This window comes from Bacteroidales bacterium, assembly GCA_013141385.1.
In the GTDB taxonomy this organism is placed as follows: domain Bacteria; phylum Bacteroidota; class Bacteroidia; order Bacteroidales; family Tenuifilaceae; genus UBA8529.
Genome location: JABFRB010000048.1, coordinates 32,729 through 49,516, shown reverse-complemented (window position 1 = coordinate 49,516; position 16,788 = coordinate 32,729). Strand labels below are relative to the sequence as shown.

12 protein-coding genes and 1 CRISPR repeat array are annotated in these 16,788 nt (G+C 37.4%); all 12 genes read right to left on the bottom strand.

The features are described from left to right. Positions 1–322: 322 nt before the first annotated feature. Positions 323–508: a hypothetical protein gene (locus HOO91_21145; GenBank protein ID NOU20071.1), complete on the bottom strand. Its 186-nt coding sequence runs from the start codon at positions 506–508 to the stop codon at positions 323–325. A gap of 328 nt (positions 509–836) precedes the next feature. Continuing rightward, positions 837–2,256: a CRISPR direct-repeat array (repeat unit 18 nt; unit sequence GGTGTTTTTACCTTTCAA). A gap of 123 nt (positions 2,257–2,379) precedes the next feature. Beyond that, entirely contained in the window at positions 2,380–5,772 is a 3,393-nt protein-coding gene (locus tag HOO91_21140) for a hypothetical protein (GenBank protein NOU20070.1), read from the bottom strand. Positions 5,773–5,783: 11 nt separating this feature from the next. Further along, a complete protein-coding gene (locus tag HOO91_21135; protein NOU20069.1) occupies positions 5,784–6,452 on the bottom strand; it encodes a hypothetical protein in 669 nt (222 codons plus the stop codon). Positions 6,453–7,103: 651 nt separating this feature from the next. Then, positions 7,104–8,627 (bottom strand): hypothetical protein, encoded by a 1,524-nt coding sequence (locus tag HOO91_21130; protein NOU20068.1) that lies wholly within the window; start codon positions 8,625–8,627, stop codon positions 7,104–7,106. A gap of 70 nt (positions 8,628–8,697) precedes the next feature. After that, positions 8,698–9,012, bottom strand: coding sequence for a type II toxin-antitoxin system RelE/ParE family toxin (locus HOO91_21125; protein NOU20067.1), 315 nt, complete (start codon positions 9,010–9,012; stop codon positions 8,698–8,700). After that, a complete protein-coding gene (locus HOO91_21120) occupies positions 9,003–9,245 on the bottom strand; it encodes a hypothetical protein (GenBank protein NOU20066.1) in 243 nt (80 codons plus the stop codon). The genes HOO91_21125 and HOO91_21120 overlap by 10 nt, the downstream gene beginning before the upstream one ends. Before the next feature lie 514 nt (positions 9,246–9,759). Further along, positions 9,760–10,764: a hypothetical protein gene (locus HOO91_21115; protein ID NOU20065.1), complete on the bottom strand. Its 1,005-nt coding sequence runs from the start codon at positions 10,762–10,764 to the stop codon at positions 9,760–9,762. A gap of 156 nt (positions 10,765–10,920) precedes the next feature. After that, complete coding sequence (locus tag HOO91_21110) at positions 10,921–11,988, bottom strand: hypothetical protein (GenBank protein NOU20064.1); 1,068 nt, start codon at positions 11,986–11,988, stop codon at positions 10,921–10,923. A gap of 481 nt (positions 11,989–12,469) precedes the next feature. Next, entirely contained in the window at positions 12,470–14,908 is a 2,439-nt protein-coding gene (locus HOO91_21105) for an FtsX-like permease family protein (protein ID NOU20063.1), read from the bottom strand. Positions 14,909–15,278: 370 nt separating this feature from the next. Then, entirely contained in the window at positions 15,279–15,686 is a 408-nt protein-coding gene (locus HOO91_21100; GenBank protein ID NOU20062.1) for a hemerythrin family protein, read from the bottom strand. 160 nt (positions 15,687–15,846) lie between these two features. Further along, positions 15,847–16,254 (bottom strand): hemerythrin family protein, encoded by a 408-nt coding sequence (locus tag HOO91_21095; GenBank protein ID NOU20061.1) that lies wholly within the window; start codon positions 16,252–16,254, stop codon positions 15,847–15,849. 118 nt (positions 16,255–16,372) lie between these two features. Then, positions 16,373–16,732 carry a nuclear transport factor 2 family protein gene (locus HOO91_21090; protein ID NOU20060.1) on the bottom strand — a complete coding sequence of 120 codons (360 nt, stop codon included), beginning with the start codon at positions 16,730–16,732 and terminating at the stop codon, positions 16,373–16,375. Between the last annotated feature and the right edge of the window lie 56 nt (positions 16,733–16,788).

Below are 16,788 nucleotides of genomic sequence, written 5' to 3'. Positions count from 1 at the left end.
AATTTTAATCGGGCTGAAAGCCCTGCTTATTTCAGCACAAGGGCAAGGCCTTGGGTATTAGGGTTTTTTATTGTTACGCCCTGTAGGGGCAATTTATCCGTTAACCTGCCCTTGCAGGGCGGTGGATGGGAATGGGTTGCGTTTTCCCAAGGCGTTGCCGTTGGGCTGAGGTAGGTTGCCCCTTCGGGGCGATTGGTGATGGTGGGCTTGCAATTTTGGGGAAGGGAAATATCGAAAAGTGCGATTATTTGTGATTGGGATTTGAGGCGGGGCGCTGAATTAAACCAGTATATCCCAATTTTAATCGGGCTGAAAGCCCTGCTTATTTCAGCACAAGGGCAAGGCCTTGGGTATTAGGGTTTTTTATTGTTACGCCCTGTAGGGGCAATTTATCCGTTAACCTGCCCTTGCAGGGCGGTGGATGGGAATGGGTTGCGTTTTCCCAAGGCGTTGCCGTTGGGCTGAGGTGGGTTGCCCCTTCGGGGCGATTGGTGGTGGGGGTTTGCATTTTTGGGTAAGGGAAATATCGAAAAGTGCGATTATTTGTGATTGGGGTTTGAGGTGGGGCGCTGAATTAAACCAGTATATCCCAATTTTAATCGGGCTGAAAGCCCTGTTTATTTCAGCGCAAGGGCAAGACCTTGGGTTTTAGGGTTTTTTATTGTTGCGCCCTGTAGGGGCAATTTATCCGTTAACCTGCCCTTGCAGGGCGGTGGATGGGAATGGGTTGCGTTTTCCCAAGGCGTTGCCGTTGGGCTAAGGTAGGTTGCCCCTTCGGGGCGATTGGTGATGGTGGGTTTTTTCCAAAACAATGCAATCCGGTTAAGGCTTTTCTTGGTGTTTTTACCTTTCAATAAGAAGGCTTTCACACCGAAACATCGAATTTTAAAAGGCTTACCGAAGGTGTTTTTACCTTTCAAATTGAAGGCTTTCACACCTCAGCAGGCACTTATAAAATAAAATACGAAGGTGTTTTTACCTTTCAAAAAGAGGGCTTTCACACCTTTCCCTCTGTAACCGTTGTTAATGCTGCGGTGTTTTTACCTTTCAAAAAGAGGGCTTTCACACCCGGATAAGATTAAAGAATCAGATCTTCCTGGGTGTTTTTACCTTTCAAAAAGAAGGCTTTCACACCCATATATAAAATAGCCGACATTTTTACAAAGGTGTTTTTACCTTTCAAAAAGAAGGCTTTCACACCTGCGTATCTGATATCTAGTGGGTTAGTTGTGGTGTTTTTACCTTTCAAAAAGAAGGCTTTCACACCAGAGAAGATCGTCGTACGTATCGAAAACGGGGTGTTTTTACCTTTCAAAAAGAAGACTTTCACACCAACCCGATCCAAGCAAATCCTCCTGAAGGAGGTGTTTTTACCTTTCAAATTGAAGGCTTTCACACCGCATCTTACTCTCTTTATGAGATTGCCTCAGGTGTTTTTAACTTTCAAATTGAAGGCTTTCACACCCGGAGGCGAGCCTATACGACTCCTTGAATGGGTGTTTTTAACTTTCAAATTGAAGGCTTTCACACCAATTGTTTTTAATTCATGAGTAACTACATTGGTGTTTTTACCTTTCAATAAGAAGGTTTTCACACCTTTCAAAATCAATTACATCGGTTCGGGATAGGTGTTTTTACCTTTCCATAAGAAGGCTTTCACACCAATTGCTTTTAACTCATGAGTAACTACATTGGTGTTTTTACCTTTCAAAAAGAAGGTTTTCACACCTGAAACTGCCAAAGAATCAGCTAAATCAGGGGTGTTTTTACCTTTCAAAAAGAAGGTTTTCACACCTGTTGAGCTAGAAAAGAGGCAGTTTGACCCGGTGTTTTTACCTTTCAAAAAGAAGGTTTTCACACCAACTATATTTTTCCAATCAAATAAACGAAGGTGTTTTTACCCTTCAAAAAGAGGGCTTTCACACCAATTAGTGGTATAGCGAAAACAACAATAAGGGTGTTTTTACCCTTCAAAAAGAGGGCTTTCACACCTTTCGGGCATGGGTATAGCGACTACTGGGAGGTGTTTTTACCCTTCAAAAAGAGGGCTTTCACACCATGGAGACACCAAGGGCATTTCTTTAGGAGGGTGTTTTTACCTTTCAATAAGAAGGCTTTTACACCCAAGATTCCAAGGGATCTTTCGTAAGATGGGGTGTTTTTACCTTTCAATAAGAAGGTTTTTACACCTGTAAATTGCTCATTTATGTCAGAATCTAAGTTGTTTTTATCTTTCAATCAGAAGGCTTTAAAAAAGTGTTTAGTATTTAGTGCTTAGTGCTGGTTCTACTGTCAACTCAACTTAACACTTTTCACTTTTCGCTTTTCACTTTTCGCTTTTCGCTATTCACATTTTATTTTTCGCTTCAAAGAAGGTTTTTACACCGTGCTGGTTGCTAATCTGTTTTCTTCTAATGCTTTTTGGGTGTAGTATTCACCCTTTTTCTCATACTTTTTCATTGTTTCTGGGGTTACTCCTAGTACATTTTTAATTCTATTACTCTCAAGCATTCCTTGGTATGTCCAGCCTTCGGGTATTTTGGTGTGCATGGCGTGGTTACGTAACTTTTTCAGCTCCTTTTTGGTTTCGGGGTTGAGGTTTGTGTGGGTTAGCACCTCATCGAAGCTGAGGTATGCCCAGCTACCACTGCTATTCCTTGCTGTATCGGTTTTCTGCTGCTTCAAGTTTTTGCTAATTTTGTCAATAAAGGTTTTCTCCCAAAGTATAATAAAATTGGTTGCAATAACCGATCCGTGGAATACCCTTTCCATTTCCTGTTTAACTAGTACATAAGGGATTTGGTAGTAGCCATCCTTCTGGGCAATTCCGGCAGTACATAGCTGCTCATCGGTGGTGAGCCTCATGAATAGTAAATCGACAAGCTTTATTAGTGGTTTCTCGGCTATTAGCATATAGTCGTCGAGCTGCCGGAATTTTACAATTACCTCGTAAGGCTTTTTTAGGTTTTTGTCGGATTGGTAAACGGGGAGCTCCAAATCGTGCAGATGATCAACCTGAAAGCTGTCTACGTATTTACTTTTTATGGTTTTGGAGATACCGCCCGATAGAACGGTGGTAAAGTTTTCGAGATAGTACTGGGCCATCATCCAGAGGAGAGTATCGGTGGTGTGAAGGTTATTGACCTCGCCTATAATCTTGCTTTGTAGCTTTTTATCAACACAAATTTTCAGGTACTGGTTGTAGCTGTAGTGTTTGGCTATTAATCCCTTTGTATACTTTGCGTTCCCCCTTATGGTGATGTAGGGGTTGGTTTCCCTGCTATAGTTGAACGCTTTAAATATGGATGAAGGGTGAATCTCGAATGGAATTCTATTCATCAAGGGTAAATTGCTGGCGTTGGACTTTGCAGGAACGGGTTCGGCGGGGGTATGGATGCCGAGCTTGCTCAGGTATTTAGGGAGATCCTTGCAGGTGGGGTTTATCCTATCCTGCCACTCCTTTAATAGTTCAATAGTTTTAATAAGAGTTTTCTGAAATAGATCGTCGAAGGATTTAGCGGTATTTAGGAGTTCATCAACCTCACGGGGCATATGGGGTTCAACATCAGCAAGTAATCTTTGCCTTAAATCGGCTAGATATTTTTTTCGGGTTCGAGTCAGGTAATCCCTTTGCTTGGTGTCCAGCTCAGGGTCTTGTGAATCGGGTTTAATGCAGTAGTGGTAGATGCTTATCTGCTTGTACTCGTTCTTGCGTAGGAACTTAAACTTACTATCATTGGTGTACTTCCAATCGAAGAATTTGTAGCACCTGATAATCTGCTCGTTCTTGGCGTTCCTGTTAAGCAGAACATCGCCGTTTAGCAGGTTGGTAAAATCATTTATAAGCAGCTTAATTCGATCTTTAGCCTTTCCTATTGAGGCATCAATTGTTTCGCCATCAATAGTGCTAGGATCGTGCATCATGAGCTTAAGGTATCGGGGGATACTTGCGCTCTCGAGTAGCTGAAGGTTCTCGAAGGTTAATGGGGTTGCGGTTTTACCAGCGTTTCTGATTAAATCGAGATCGCAATAAATCCGCTTTAGTATATCGGCTACTGGATCTTTACGGAAATGGGCAACCATAAGGTTTCGCATGGCATTCCGCCCAATGCCAAAGATGATATCGGGTTTAGACTTGAGCCTTACCACAGCATGGTCGTTGCCAAGGTTTAACCTGCAACCCTCGGGAATATCGGAGAAAAAGTAGTTCTTTCGTTTTATCACACTTTTACTGGCTGTACTGCTGCTGTCCGTGGTTTTCTCCTCCTCGGGGTCAAGGTTTTCCACCAGCCACTCCCACTCTGGAACCACTTTTTTATCGATTAAATAGTTTACGGAGAACTCCATGAATCGATCCTCCATACGGGGTTTACGTCCTACCTGAAAGTAGAAGTCGTAGTAGCTTAGCTCTATTGGGGCTTCTTTCAACTTATCTTTTAAGTCTTTAACTTTATCGGTTAATCGAGTGCTGTTCTTCTCGTACTTATCGATTATTTGACCGAGTATTTTTCGGACTTTATCATCAACCTTGAGCTTTTGGTTGTAGTACTCGTTGATTTCCTCTAAATAACCGTTGCCTTTCAGGTATTCATCTAGCACAATTGGAAATTTTACCCTGTTTGAGATGTAATGCTCAAGCTTATCGTAAAAGTGCTGCTCATGGATACCACCACGGATAATATCAAGTATCAATTTATGGATATTTCGCTGTGTAATCTGAAAGGTGTAGCTATTACCTATTAGGTTGAACTGAAGGGTATGTATTTGAGATTCCTCTTTCTCGGAAGGGAATACTCTGAACTCACATCTACTAAATAAATTCTGCTCTTGAATGAAGGAGCACATCTGATCGGCATTCTCAACCAATTCCCCATTCCTGAAAAGGGGAAAGAGTTTGGTGTCAATTACCTCAAGTGGTGTATCGTTTAGATATGATACCAGTTTATAGAGCTGCCTAGCATTGAGTATTTCGTTTTTAGAATCAATTTCCAGCTCTGAGAATGCTGTTTTCTCAACACTATACCTTTTCTTGGTAGCCCCATCGCGATGCGTAAAGTAGCTATAAACTAGATGTTTTATGCGGTATTCGGGCTTATCGTTTCGTTTACAGCCTTTCCTCTGCTGGAGGAAGCGTGCCATTTCGCTTTTCTGTAGAAAGAAGCTTAGGAAGAAGTTTCTGCCCTCCTGTGTAATAAATATGTTCCCATTTCTTCTATCAAATAAATTCTCTTTCTCCTCCACGTATTTAGATGTTTCCCAAGGGTAAATGCTGCTTAGCTTATCGATGATGAATAGGTGCATATCATCAACCCATTTTTTTAGCTCCTCATCAAATGCCAAGCAATTGTTATCGTGCCAAACGTGGGAGTGAAAATTTCTAATGTCAACGAGTTTGGCAATTAACTTATGGATTAAGCGTTTATCCATATCCGTGAGCTCATAGCCCGAACTATTCTTGTTGGTGCTGTACCCCTTCCAAAGGTAGTCGCGAAGCTTGGAGTAGGCTAAATCGGGTAGGGTTGTTTTGGTTAAATCTTTACCCTCCAGTAGAAATCTATCGACATATGGAGAGGTTTCCAAGTCTTTATCGTCTACGTTATTCTTTCTTATTTTGTAAAGATCTTTGAGCAATTCGCTCACCCACCAATATGCAATATTGTAGAATACTGCATACTCAGGTGTTTTTGCACCAGTAAATAGCTTTTCTGAGTCAATGGGTTCATCGTTTGATCTATTTCTAGAACCTCTGATTTTGTTGTTGGTGTACTGCATAGCTATATTTTTTATTTATTAATACTATTTGCAAGGTAATTCCTGTATACATAGGACATAAAGAGGAATTTACGCTGTTTCATAAGTGTAATAGAGAATAAGAATAGGATGATTGATATGGCTAGTGATACTGCGTAGTAGTAAACTGGAAGCCTTAAATTTATTAGGTTTATGCAATAGGTGGCTATAAAGATGATTAATACAATTGAGGTGCAAAACCATAATGCGAGGGAGTTTCGAAAAAAGCCATACTGGGAGAAGAGTATCTTTATTTTTTCATCTTTCCCTTGAATTTCGAGGTAATCGTATATTTTGTCGTGGACAATGCCGCTCTGCAATGGGAGAACGTTGTTGTTATCATCCAAAAAGGGTTCGCACTTGAATTGCTTTTTGGCAATTTTATTTACCCTTTTGGCATCTTTTGGGTTATTTTTTAGGTATTGAGTCCAGGGTTGTTTCATTGAGGGAAGTTTATTCTCAATTTTCCTTCCTAGTAAACTAAGGAGATGACCAATTAGGTATGATAGGAACAGGAAAGGGATTATTAGTAGCTCAATTCCGATTTGTTCAAATGAACATGGTATTTGGAATTGGCTTGTAAGTAGAATATAGAGTAGTATCAAAATCGTACCGCCGGGTAGTAGGAATGATACGAAGTCGAAGAAGGAGAATTTTTCCATGGTAGAAATATTAGAAGTTATTAGTATGCAAGTGTTTATTGATATTTAAACGGTTGTTTTTTTATTAAATAAAATTAATGATTTTTATTTTAATGAATACTTCCTATAGGGTACTTGAGTAAATAGTTTTTAACAATTTATGATATATGGATTTGTTGGGTTAGCGTGGGTGGTTTGCTGTGAATAGATGTTTTGCTGTGAGGTTGTGAGGCTTTGAGGCTTTGAGGCTGTGGGGGTGTGTTGCTGTGGGGGTGTGTTGCTGTGAGGCTGTGGGGTTAAGTTTGTGGGGTTAAGTTTGTGGGTAGGAGTATCGCAAAGTGCGATTATTTGTGATTGGGTTTTGAGGTGGGATGATGAATTAAATCGGTATATCCCAATTTTAATCGGGCTGAAAGCCCTGTTTATTTTAGCCCAATGGCAACGCCTTGGGTATAAAAGGATACCATATTGTTGCGCCCTGCAGGGGCATTTTACCCGTTAACCTGCCCTTGCAGGGCGTGAGGGTTGGAGTTTCCGATCTTTACCCAAGGCGTTGCCGTTGGGCTGAGGTGGGTTGCCCCTTCGGGGCGTATGGTGATAGGGGTTTACAGCTATTTAGGAAATGAAAATATCGCAAAATGCGATTAAATGTGAATGGGTTGTTCAATTTTTTCAAACATCCGTAATTCGTACAAACTCCCCTCCCATTATTCTGTAGGTTATTTTGCCGATTTTGATTTCTTGCCCTTCGGACATTTTGGCTATGGCGGTGATGTCCTCCTCGATGGTGTGGATTGTTCCTTTGGTTTTCCAGGCAAGGAGTAGGTAATCGGGGAGTATTGAACCGCCGTTTACACCGCAGAGTATTATGTGTACTGGTTTATTGAATTTATTTAGTAGTTTAATGTCTTTTATAGGAGAGTTGTTATCAACTATCATTACAATTTCTTTATAGGGATTGGCCATTTTTGTGCCTTTTATGAGGGCTTCGAGATTGTTTTCGGCGCAATCGCCCCCATCGCCATTGGCGGTAATTTTGCTCATTAATCGGCCAAGGCTGTCCAAGCCTTTTGATGGTGAGTAGTATATTCCGCCTGTTTCGCCAATAACTTTTTGGTCGTCGGATTTTTGGTCGCCATCGTTAAAGAAGACAAATTGGAGGTTTTTTTCCTTTTTGTAGTTCATCTGATACCAGACTGAGAGCTGAACGCTGTAGGGTTGCATGCTGCCGGTTAAATCGGATACAATAAGTTTCTCGAACCATTTGTTCCTGTTGAGTACATCGATGATAACATTATCATCGGTTTTGTAATCTTTACGCATCCTCTCCCACTCTAACCGATAGCCTTCCTCTAAGCTGATTTTGCGCTTTTTACAATCTAATTCAAATTTTTCTCTCTCCGCCTTTAGGCTCCTATCGAGTTCGGCAATTCTTAGGGCTTCCTCATTTTTACGCCTTTCAATCTCCTTGGTGCCAAGGTAGCTGATACTAAGCTCAACCTCTGTGGTTCCCTTGGTATACCTGTATTCAACGCTTGAGTAGTCTTTATGGTACTTGAAGCTAAGGGAATACATATCACCCTTAGGAACAAAGAGCGATATTACGCCAGAGCTGTTGGTTTTTCCGATGTATCTCTTATTTCGTTTGAGGCCTTTGAGGACAATTTGTTCATCGGGTATGGGTTTGTTCCCAAAATCAACGATTCTAACTTTAACGCTTACAAAGTAATCGGGGTTGGTTGGGGTTGCCATTCTATAGCCAGCAATAGCTGTTGAATCGGGTAGTTTTTCTGCAACTTTATCGATTGATACTTTCTCAGCATCGGTTAATGCAAAGTTCTTTGCGTTTTCAACCATTGTTGCGCTATAGGTAAGGGTTTTCTTCATTATCCCACCGTTATGGGATTGCATCTCGATTCTATTGGCATAGTTGGGAATTGTAAGCTCATAAACTTCATTACATGGCACTATAAGGGTGACCTCGCCAAGGTTATTGCTATTCTGCTCGTACTTTTTACCATCCGATTTACTGGTGAGTGTGACTTTTTGCCCAATATGATAGCCGCCGTTAATGTTATTGAGTTTAATGGTTATGGTGGTTGAGCAATCCTGCGATTTGGCTATTGCTGAAAACAGTATAATTAGTATTGATGAGAGTTGTAAGATTCTAACCAACTTTTGATATGTATTTGTCATGATGAATGGTTGATGATTTTGGAGTAAGGTATAAAAATTAAGTTCAACGAGTTGAAAACTTAGCGAGGAATTATACTCCTATTTTTTCTATTTTCTGTGGATTCTGCCTACAATCAAAAACAGAAACAATTCTCACAATATTATCACTGAAACTATAAATAATTTTGTAATTGTTTTCGATAATAAAGCGATATTCAAACAATCTACCAGCCAACAATGGCTCTTTTACTCCAATTAATGGATTAGATTCTAACAGGATAGATTTTTTGACTATTCCTTTAACAATTTTCCTAGCAACAGCAGTGCTTGCCCTAAAATTGTAATAATCAAATATATCTTGAAGTTGAGCAAGGGAGGTGTCAGACCACAAAACCTTTACTTCCATTTATCAACCTGATTAAGAAGATTTCGTGCTTCCGTTACTCTTCCGTTATTGAAATCGTCCTCTGATTTATCAATAATTTCATTGAATTCTTTCAAAGTCATTGGACATAACTCCTTTTCAAGTTTTTTATTCCTCTCAACTCGGAGCAACTTTTCAAGTTTAGTTACAAGTTCATCGTCAGCAACTCGGAGAAATTCTTGAACAAAGTGTATTTTTCGTGCTTGAATGTCCATTTTTCTACTTTTTTCTCATTTCAAAGATAATGATTATTTCACTTGAAGTAAAGTGTTTCGGTTTCGATTCCTTTCCCCTTTTGGTATTTGGTGGAGTTTTAGATTGCTATTTATTTTTGATGTATTCACTACGTTTGGGAAATTATGCTGAGCGAGTGGGGTAAACATCCTATACTGATCTTTCAACTTTTTTTGCTTAAATTCTTGTTTAAAAACTTAAAAGAGTTCGAGAAGAGTACTGGTAGATTTGCAATAATATTCTGCCCTTCAATATTCTTTATTTTTTAACTATCAGACGGTTATGACTCCATGGAATTTGTACTACAGGTGGTGGCACAAATTGATATTTCTTAGAAAAAAACTTGTACCTGAAGGAAATGATTCGCAAGGTAGTTGCATTTGGGAGTTTTAAATTTATTTCTTGTTCCTCATTATAAAACTAATTGAAAGTAATGAACTTACCAAACCATCATCAGTACAAATAAGCAGAATATGCTAGTGCATTAAATTTATGCTAAGACATAAAGCATTCAGGGTAAAACTTTTTTGGGTCAAGTACAAAAGTTAACCCATCTGGTAAATTTTTAATGATTTTATATTTAGAAATCAGTTTTTTCGAGTGCTCTCCGAGTTCCCATTTTTTACCTAAATCGGATAGTGAGTTAAAAAAGAAAATTGATTGTTCATAGTCACCCATTTGTGAACGTAGCATTTTTACATAAAAATATTTTTCTTTAAATGTCAATAATTTATTATCATCAACATAATTGACTGTTTGATATAAATGCCTAAAATAGTGGCCAAATTGCTCATGAATACCACTTATTACATACATTCTTTTATCATCTGAGGCCTTTGATTTTTGTTCTAAATTTTCTATTAATTCTTTTATTAAATTAGGGTGTTTATCAGTTATTTTTAAAGTTGCTTTTGATATCATATTTTTATTTAAAATGTCATCAGTCCCAAAAAAAACAATTAAATAAGCTATGTTAGGTAGTTCTGTTTCCACATTTATATCAATTTGTTTTTCTTTACAATAGTCCTTACACAATAAATAAACCACCAACATCAGATTATGTATTTCGTCAAACGCACTTCGGCCTTTTAATTTATCTAATTTTGGGTAATTTTTATTTTTTAATAATGCCTTAGGAATTTCAATTTCTGCAACATTGTCTCTATATAACTTAAGTAATTCAAAAAAATTATTTTCAAATCTTTCTTTGGAATTTGAAATTCTCTGATTTCTTAATGTAATAAATAAGAATAAAACACTAATAAATGCAAGTATTGTTCCAATTGTTCCACCAATAAAATCACCTACTTGTCCTGTTACAGACATATCAGGAGGCAATTGAGGAATATCATATGCATAATATTTAGATATAGAAAGTAGAAATATATATGATATAGCGATACATATTATTATTAGAATAACAGAAAAAGAAATGAAAATATAATTAGTTATATTCTTCTCTTTAATAAATGAATTTATAGTCTCAAATAGTTTATTCATATGTCAAGTTTTATATCTGTATACCAAATGTACACGTATACTTTACCCAAAGATAAAATTATTTTTTAAGAATAAAAGGTGGTTCAGAATACCCCAACAAACATTTACAACAGAATTATCCGCGACAGAATGAATTTAATTAAGCACAAATAGAGATTACTTCCCTTCAGCCTTAATTTTAGACTTTAGGTATTCAATGAAGGATTTGTCCTTAACGTACTTTTTTGCGGGTTTTAGGTAGTCCATTGCGCTTAAATCGGCACCCTTTTCAATTAGTAGCTTGGCTGTTTCAACATCATCATTCCAAATAGCCCAGAGAAGGGCGGTTTCGCCTTTACTGTTTGCGGGGTTAACCTCCGCTCCTTTGGTAATAAGTAACTGAACAATGTTCGTTTTCTTTGCTTGGGACGCAATGATTAGCGGGGTTTCGTTATCGTTGTTTTTGTAATTGACATCACAATACTTTTCGAGAAGGAAGTTTACAATATCGGGGTTACCATTCTCAACAGCACTCATTAGTACATCGCTACCATCGTTCTCCTTCATTATAGGTTCAGCGCCCTTTTCGAGCAGCAATTTAAACATTTCGAACTCCCCATTGCTTGCAGCGTAAATTAATGGGGTTGCTCCATCAATATCCTGAGCATTAACGCCAAGCCCTTTTTCAATCAGCAACTTTGCAATTTCTGTGTTTCCAGTATGTGCAATAGAGTGTAAAAGGGTACGACCATAATTATTCTGCACATCGAGCTTTGCTCCATTCTGAAGCAAATAGGTGAAAATATCAAAGTAACCATATTCTAATGCGGTTTGTATGGCTGCCTGACCATAGCATACTTCACAGCGTGAATCTATATCGGCACCATTATCGAGAAATAGCTTAAGAATTTCAATCTCACCATGAGATATTGATGCCGCAAATGCCTTGTTCAATGAGTTTTCAAAGTCGCTAAATAGATCCTTACTGCCTAAAAATAGCTTTATTATCTCCTCATTTCCCTGAGTTGCTGCATATTCAAGCAAATCAAAAGTGTGAGTTATTTTTTTATTATCGTATTCGTCAACGGTAGTGGCTTTATACTGTACATTCATATCCTGACCGCTTTTAATATAATCGGAAACGAATTGAACATCTCCATTCCCAACTGCCTTAAATATCTTGCTCTGAGAGTAAGAAAGTGTGCTCAAAAGGGCAAAACCTAACGCTAGAATTATTTTTTTCATCTATGCAAACTATTGAATTACTGGTTTTCTAAAAAGCCCAAGTTAGAATGCTGATATCTAATGCTAGTTGCTAGTAACTTGGATTATTTATACGTTGTATTAACGTAGAAAGATTTCACAAGTTATAAATATTTTACAATAGCATAACTTTTCGGGATTAAAACGCTAAAAGAGGTAATGGTTTTATTGTTAACCTAAGTTCGATATATTTTTAACACGGAGGTCTTAAGTTCTGAATCTAATAAAATGGTCGTTTAAATAAAATTCAATTTTGGCTTAAAGATGTTTATTGGTGTTGAGAAGCACGGAGAACACAGAGATAAGGCTGTCTTAAAAGAAGAGTTCACGCTAAGAACGCAAAGTTTTTCGCTAAGAACGCCAAGTATATCATTCATTATTTCAACACTTTGCGTTCTTAGCGTTTTTTCTTTGCGGCTTTGCGAGAACTAGTTTTGACTTTATGGACAAATACTACTTATGCTTACTCATATTTAAGTGATTCAACAGGGTTCTGCTGAGCTGTTCTTACACTTTGATAGATAGTTGTAAAAGCCCCCACCCCAATGGTTAACAAGGTTGCTAAAAGAAAATAGATATAGTTTATATCCGCTTTAAAGGCATAGCTTTGCAGCCAACTTTTGAGTACGATATACGCAAGAGGCCATGCAATAATATTTGATATTAGTATAAGTACTCCAAAGTTTCGGGTAAGCATATAGATTATGCTGCCCGTGGTGGCTCCATGTACTTTACGTATCCCAATCTCCTTAGTTTTCTGTTCGGCAACAAAAGCGGCTAACCCAAATAGACCAAGGCAAGCCACAAAGATTGCCAATGCGGCAAATATCCAGAATATTGAACTCATACGATTTTCGGATTCGTAGAGCTTCCCAAAATCCTTATCGAGGAAAGAGTATCTGAATATCGATTGCCCATCAAACTGCTTCCAAACCGATTCGACATATTTAATAGTTTGCTGAATGTTTTCGGGTTTTACTCTTACCAGAGTGTAAGCGTATTGCCAATTTTTTACTGCTTTTTGGATAATAAGCGGTGGAACAATATCGCGCAGCGACCGAACGCTAAAATCTTTCACAACCCCTACAATTTTTCCATGTATAGTTCCCGGGTAATCGCCCTCCCAGGTAATCTCCTGACCGATGGGATCGGTCATGTTCATCCTCTTTACCGCTGTTTCGTTTACTATAAATGATCCCAATGAATCGCCCGGAAAGTCCTGCGAGAAGCCTCTCCCCTGTGCAACATCAATTTGAAGGGTTTTGAAAAAATCATCATCAACCCAAATTTCATGGGTGTTAACTCTAGGATCGTTAACTTTCCACTGAATAGAATTGGTATTAAACGATCCGCCAGGAATGTTTGAAACACCAGAAACATCAATAACTGAGCTACTTTTCTTAAGGGTTGATTTATACGAATTGAAGTGGTTAACTATGGCATCGCTACGTGTTGGGATAACAATTATCTGCTGCCCTTTAAATCCAATATCTTTATTTCTGAGATATTGAATTTGGTTGAAAATTCCGAGTGCGCATATTATCAGAAATATGGATATTGAGAACTGGAATACTACTAGCACCTTTCGCAGGTTGATATTTGAAGCGGATGATTGTATTTTTCCTTTCAGAACCTCAATTGGCTTAAATGATGTTAGAAAGAAGGATGGGTAACTGCCTGAAACAAAACCCACCACAATTGCAGCAATAACAATTCCAAAGAAGAAAAGATAACCATGGGATGAATAAAGGTTTAAATCCTTTCCTGTTAGGTTTCTGAACAAAGGCATTAGCAATTCCAGCAAAAATAACGATAGAGCAAAAGCAACAATTGTCATTAAAAACGATTCGTTAAGAAACTGACCTATAAGCTGACCACGCTTTGCTCCTATTGCCTTACGTACGCCCACCTCTCTTGCTCTTTTCTCGCTTCGTGCCGTTGCCAGATTCATGTAATTAAAAATGGCTATCAATAGAACAAGTAATGCGGTAATTGCAAATGCATACACATACCCAATATTGCCGTTATTCCCTAATTCCCAAATCAGATTTGAGCGAAGATGAATGTCCCTTACTGGTTGCAGTACTAGTCGAGAGTTGTTTCTAGCTATTGCAGCCTTATCCTCTTCGGAAATCTTTACATAATTCCATATCCAATCGGCAATTTTTTCTTCAACCTTTTTAGGATCAGCACTTGGAGACAATAGTACATAGTTGTAGTGCCCAAAATCGTTCCAGGTATAGTAATCGGACAAAACACCTTCATGCTCTGCCCGATCCCTTAGTTTAAGCGTAATGTAAGATATAAGAAAATCGAATGAGAAGTGCGTATTGTGAGGAATATCCTTAATTACACCAGTAACTGTAAAGTTAATTTCGCCTTCGAATTTTAGGGTTTTACCTAGTGCAACCTCTTTTCCAAAATACTTACGAGCAGTGCTTTCAGTAATCACTATTCCTAGAGGAATTTTTAGCGCGTTTTTTGGATCACCATCAACAAATTCGAATGGAAAAACCTGAAAGAATGTAGAGTCAGCAGACATTACCTCGCACTCCATAAATTTCTTATCAAGGTACTCAACCCGAAATTCAGGACGGGTTAAACCTACTCCCCATATAGGTGAAATGCTTACCCCGTTCTCAACTTCCGGGAAATCTTTAGCCATCGTAAGAGGCATTGGGTGTGGGGTACGTGGTTGGTTATTAGTATTGCTTCTATAAACTATTCGATATAATCTTTCGGAATTGGGATAGGATTTGTCATAGCTCAACTCATCGGTTATCCAGAGTGCAATGAAGATACATATTGTTAAACCAACAGCAAGTCCAACCACATTAATAATTGTGAATCCCTTGCTCCGTGTAAGATTTCTGATTGCTGTTATGAAATAGTTCTGTAGCATATTTAAGCAAATTTAATAAGTTTAGTAGATAAAAACACTTATTATGCCTTTCGTTTTAATATGCTGATGATTAAAGATATAATGGCATTAATTGCAATACTTATGGCAAAGTATCTGTTTCAAAGTGAAACATTGTTTCGAATATGGACAGGTGTTTGGATAAAAAACTAATTTCATCCCTAACAGGATTTAAAGAACTGGGGTTGCTCTTTTTTACCAATATTATGTCCCTACGGGACATACCATAACTTTGATAAGAATTCCGAACCTTTTAAAAAGTTCGAAACTCTAGGGTTTAAATTCTTTTGACAGACAACAGTAATAATTTGTATTACTTGGATCTATTTAATGCGGTAAATAACTCTTTTTTTTAAACTATTCCGTGTTTAACAAAAAAATCGCTGTATTGCTTGTCCACAGTCTGAATGTGGTTTTTTAACCAATCTTTAAGGAAACTGGTAATTTCGAATGAAACAATCATTTTTCCTTGTTTCAATTTCTCTTCAAGTGCATTTACTTTAGCTATAAATTGTTCGTGTTCCTTTTTATGCTGCTCGTAATGAGGGTACTTATACTGTACCATATACCTTTCTTCCATACTAAAATGCATTACGGTATACTTCTTCATTCCATCAACCAACTTTATAATAAGCTCATTATTAGAATTTTTATTAATATTATCATAAAAGTCATTAATCATATCAATTAACTTCTTATGTTGATCATCAATTGATTTAATTTTTACACTTAATGTATCAGTCCATACTATTGCTGCCATAATTATTATAAGTTAGATTATTAATACCTAAATTAATTAGTCACAATTATTTCCTCAATTTATAATATAAATTTAGTCTTATCAATTTTTTTTATACTGCAATTTAAATAGATGATTAATATCACCTATTTTTCTATCAATTTATTGAATAAATGTAGCACTATTCAATTCCATGTTTAACAAAAAAATCGCTGTATTTTTTGTCAGTGTCTTGAATATGATTTTTTAACCAGTCTTTAAGGAAACTAGTGATTTCGTATGAAACAATAATTTTACCACTCTTCACCTTTTTTTCAAATTCATTTACTTTGGATACAAAGTTTTGATGTTCTACTCTATGCTGATCGTAATGAGGATACTTATACTGCAACATATATTTTTCTTCTGTGCTGAAGTGCATCACAGTATAGTTTTTCATACTATTAATTAGGTTGAGAATAAGCTCATCATTCGAGTGCTTATTAATACTATCATAAAAATCATTAATCATATCAATTAACTTCTTATGTTGATCATCAATTGATTTGACTTTTACGCTCAATGCTTCAGTCCATACTATTGCTGCCATAGTGCAATCACATTATCTAAAATTTATAATTATAATGGTTATCAAAATAATTTACATGCCTGTGCGCCAATTCCAAATGAAGTTTGAAATATTTATACTCATTCGTTCAGAAAAGGTTTCATTCGGTTGGAATCGGCAAATTATGCTGCTTCAGGAAGGAAAGTTTATCCCAGTAGCCTCTTTGAAATTTTATTTTTCCATCGATAACATGAAAGAAACCACATCCTCGCAGTCCAAGTGGGTCCTTCCATTCCAAAATTGCCCATTCGCCATCCTCAAATATATTCTCCACAATACAAACCATTTCAGCCATCGCAAATTCTCTTTGGAACATCTCCTTTATTGATTCTTGCCCAATTATCGGTTCATTTGCTACTTGATGATTTACTGCATCTTCATGGTAAAGTTTTGCTAATCCGTTAACATCTTTCCTATTAAATAAATCAACAAATCTTTGTACAGTTTCTTTAGGCTTCAAGTATTTGTCATTTAATAATTGCGTCTTCTATTTTTTAATCTTTTCTCAAAAAAATC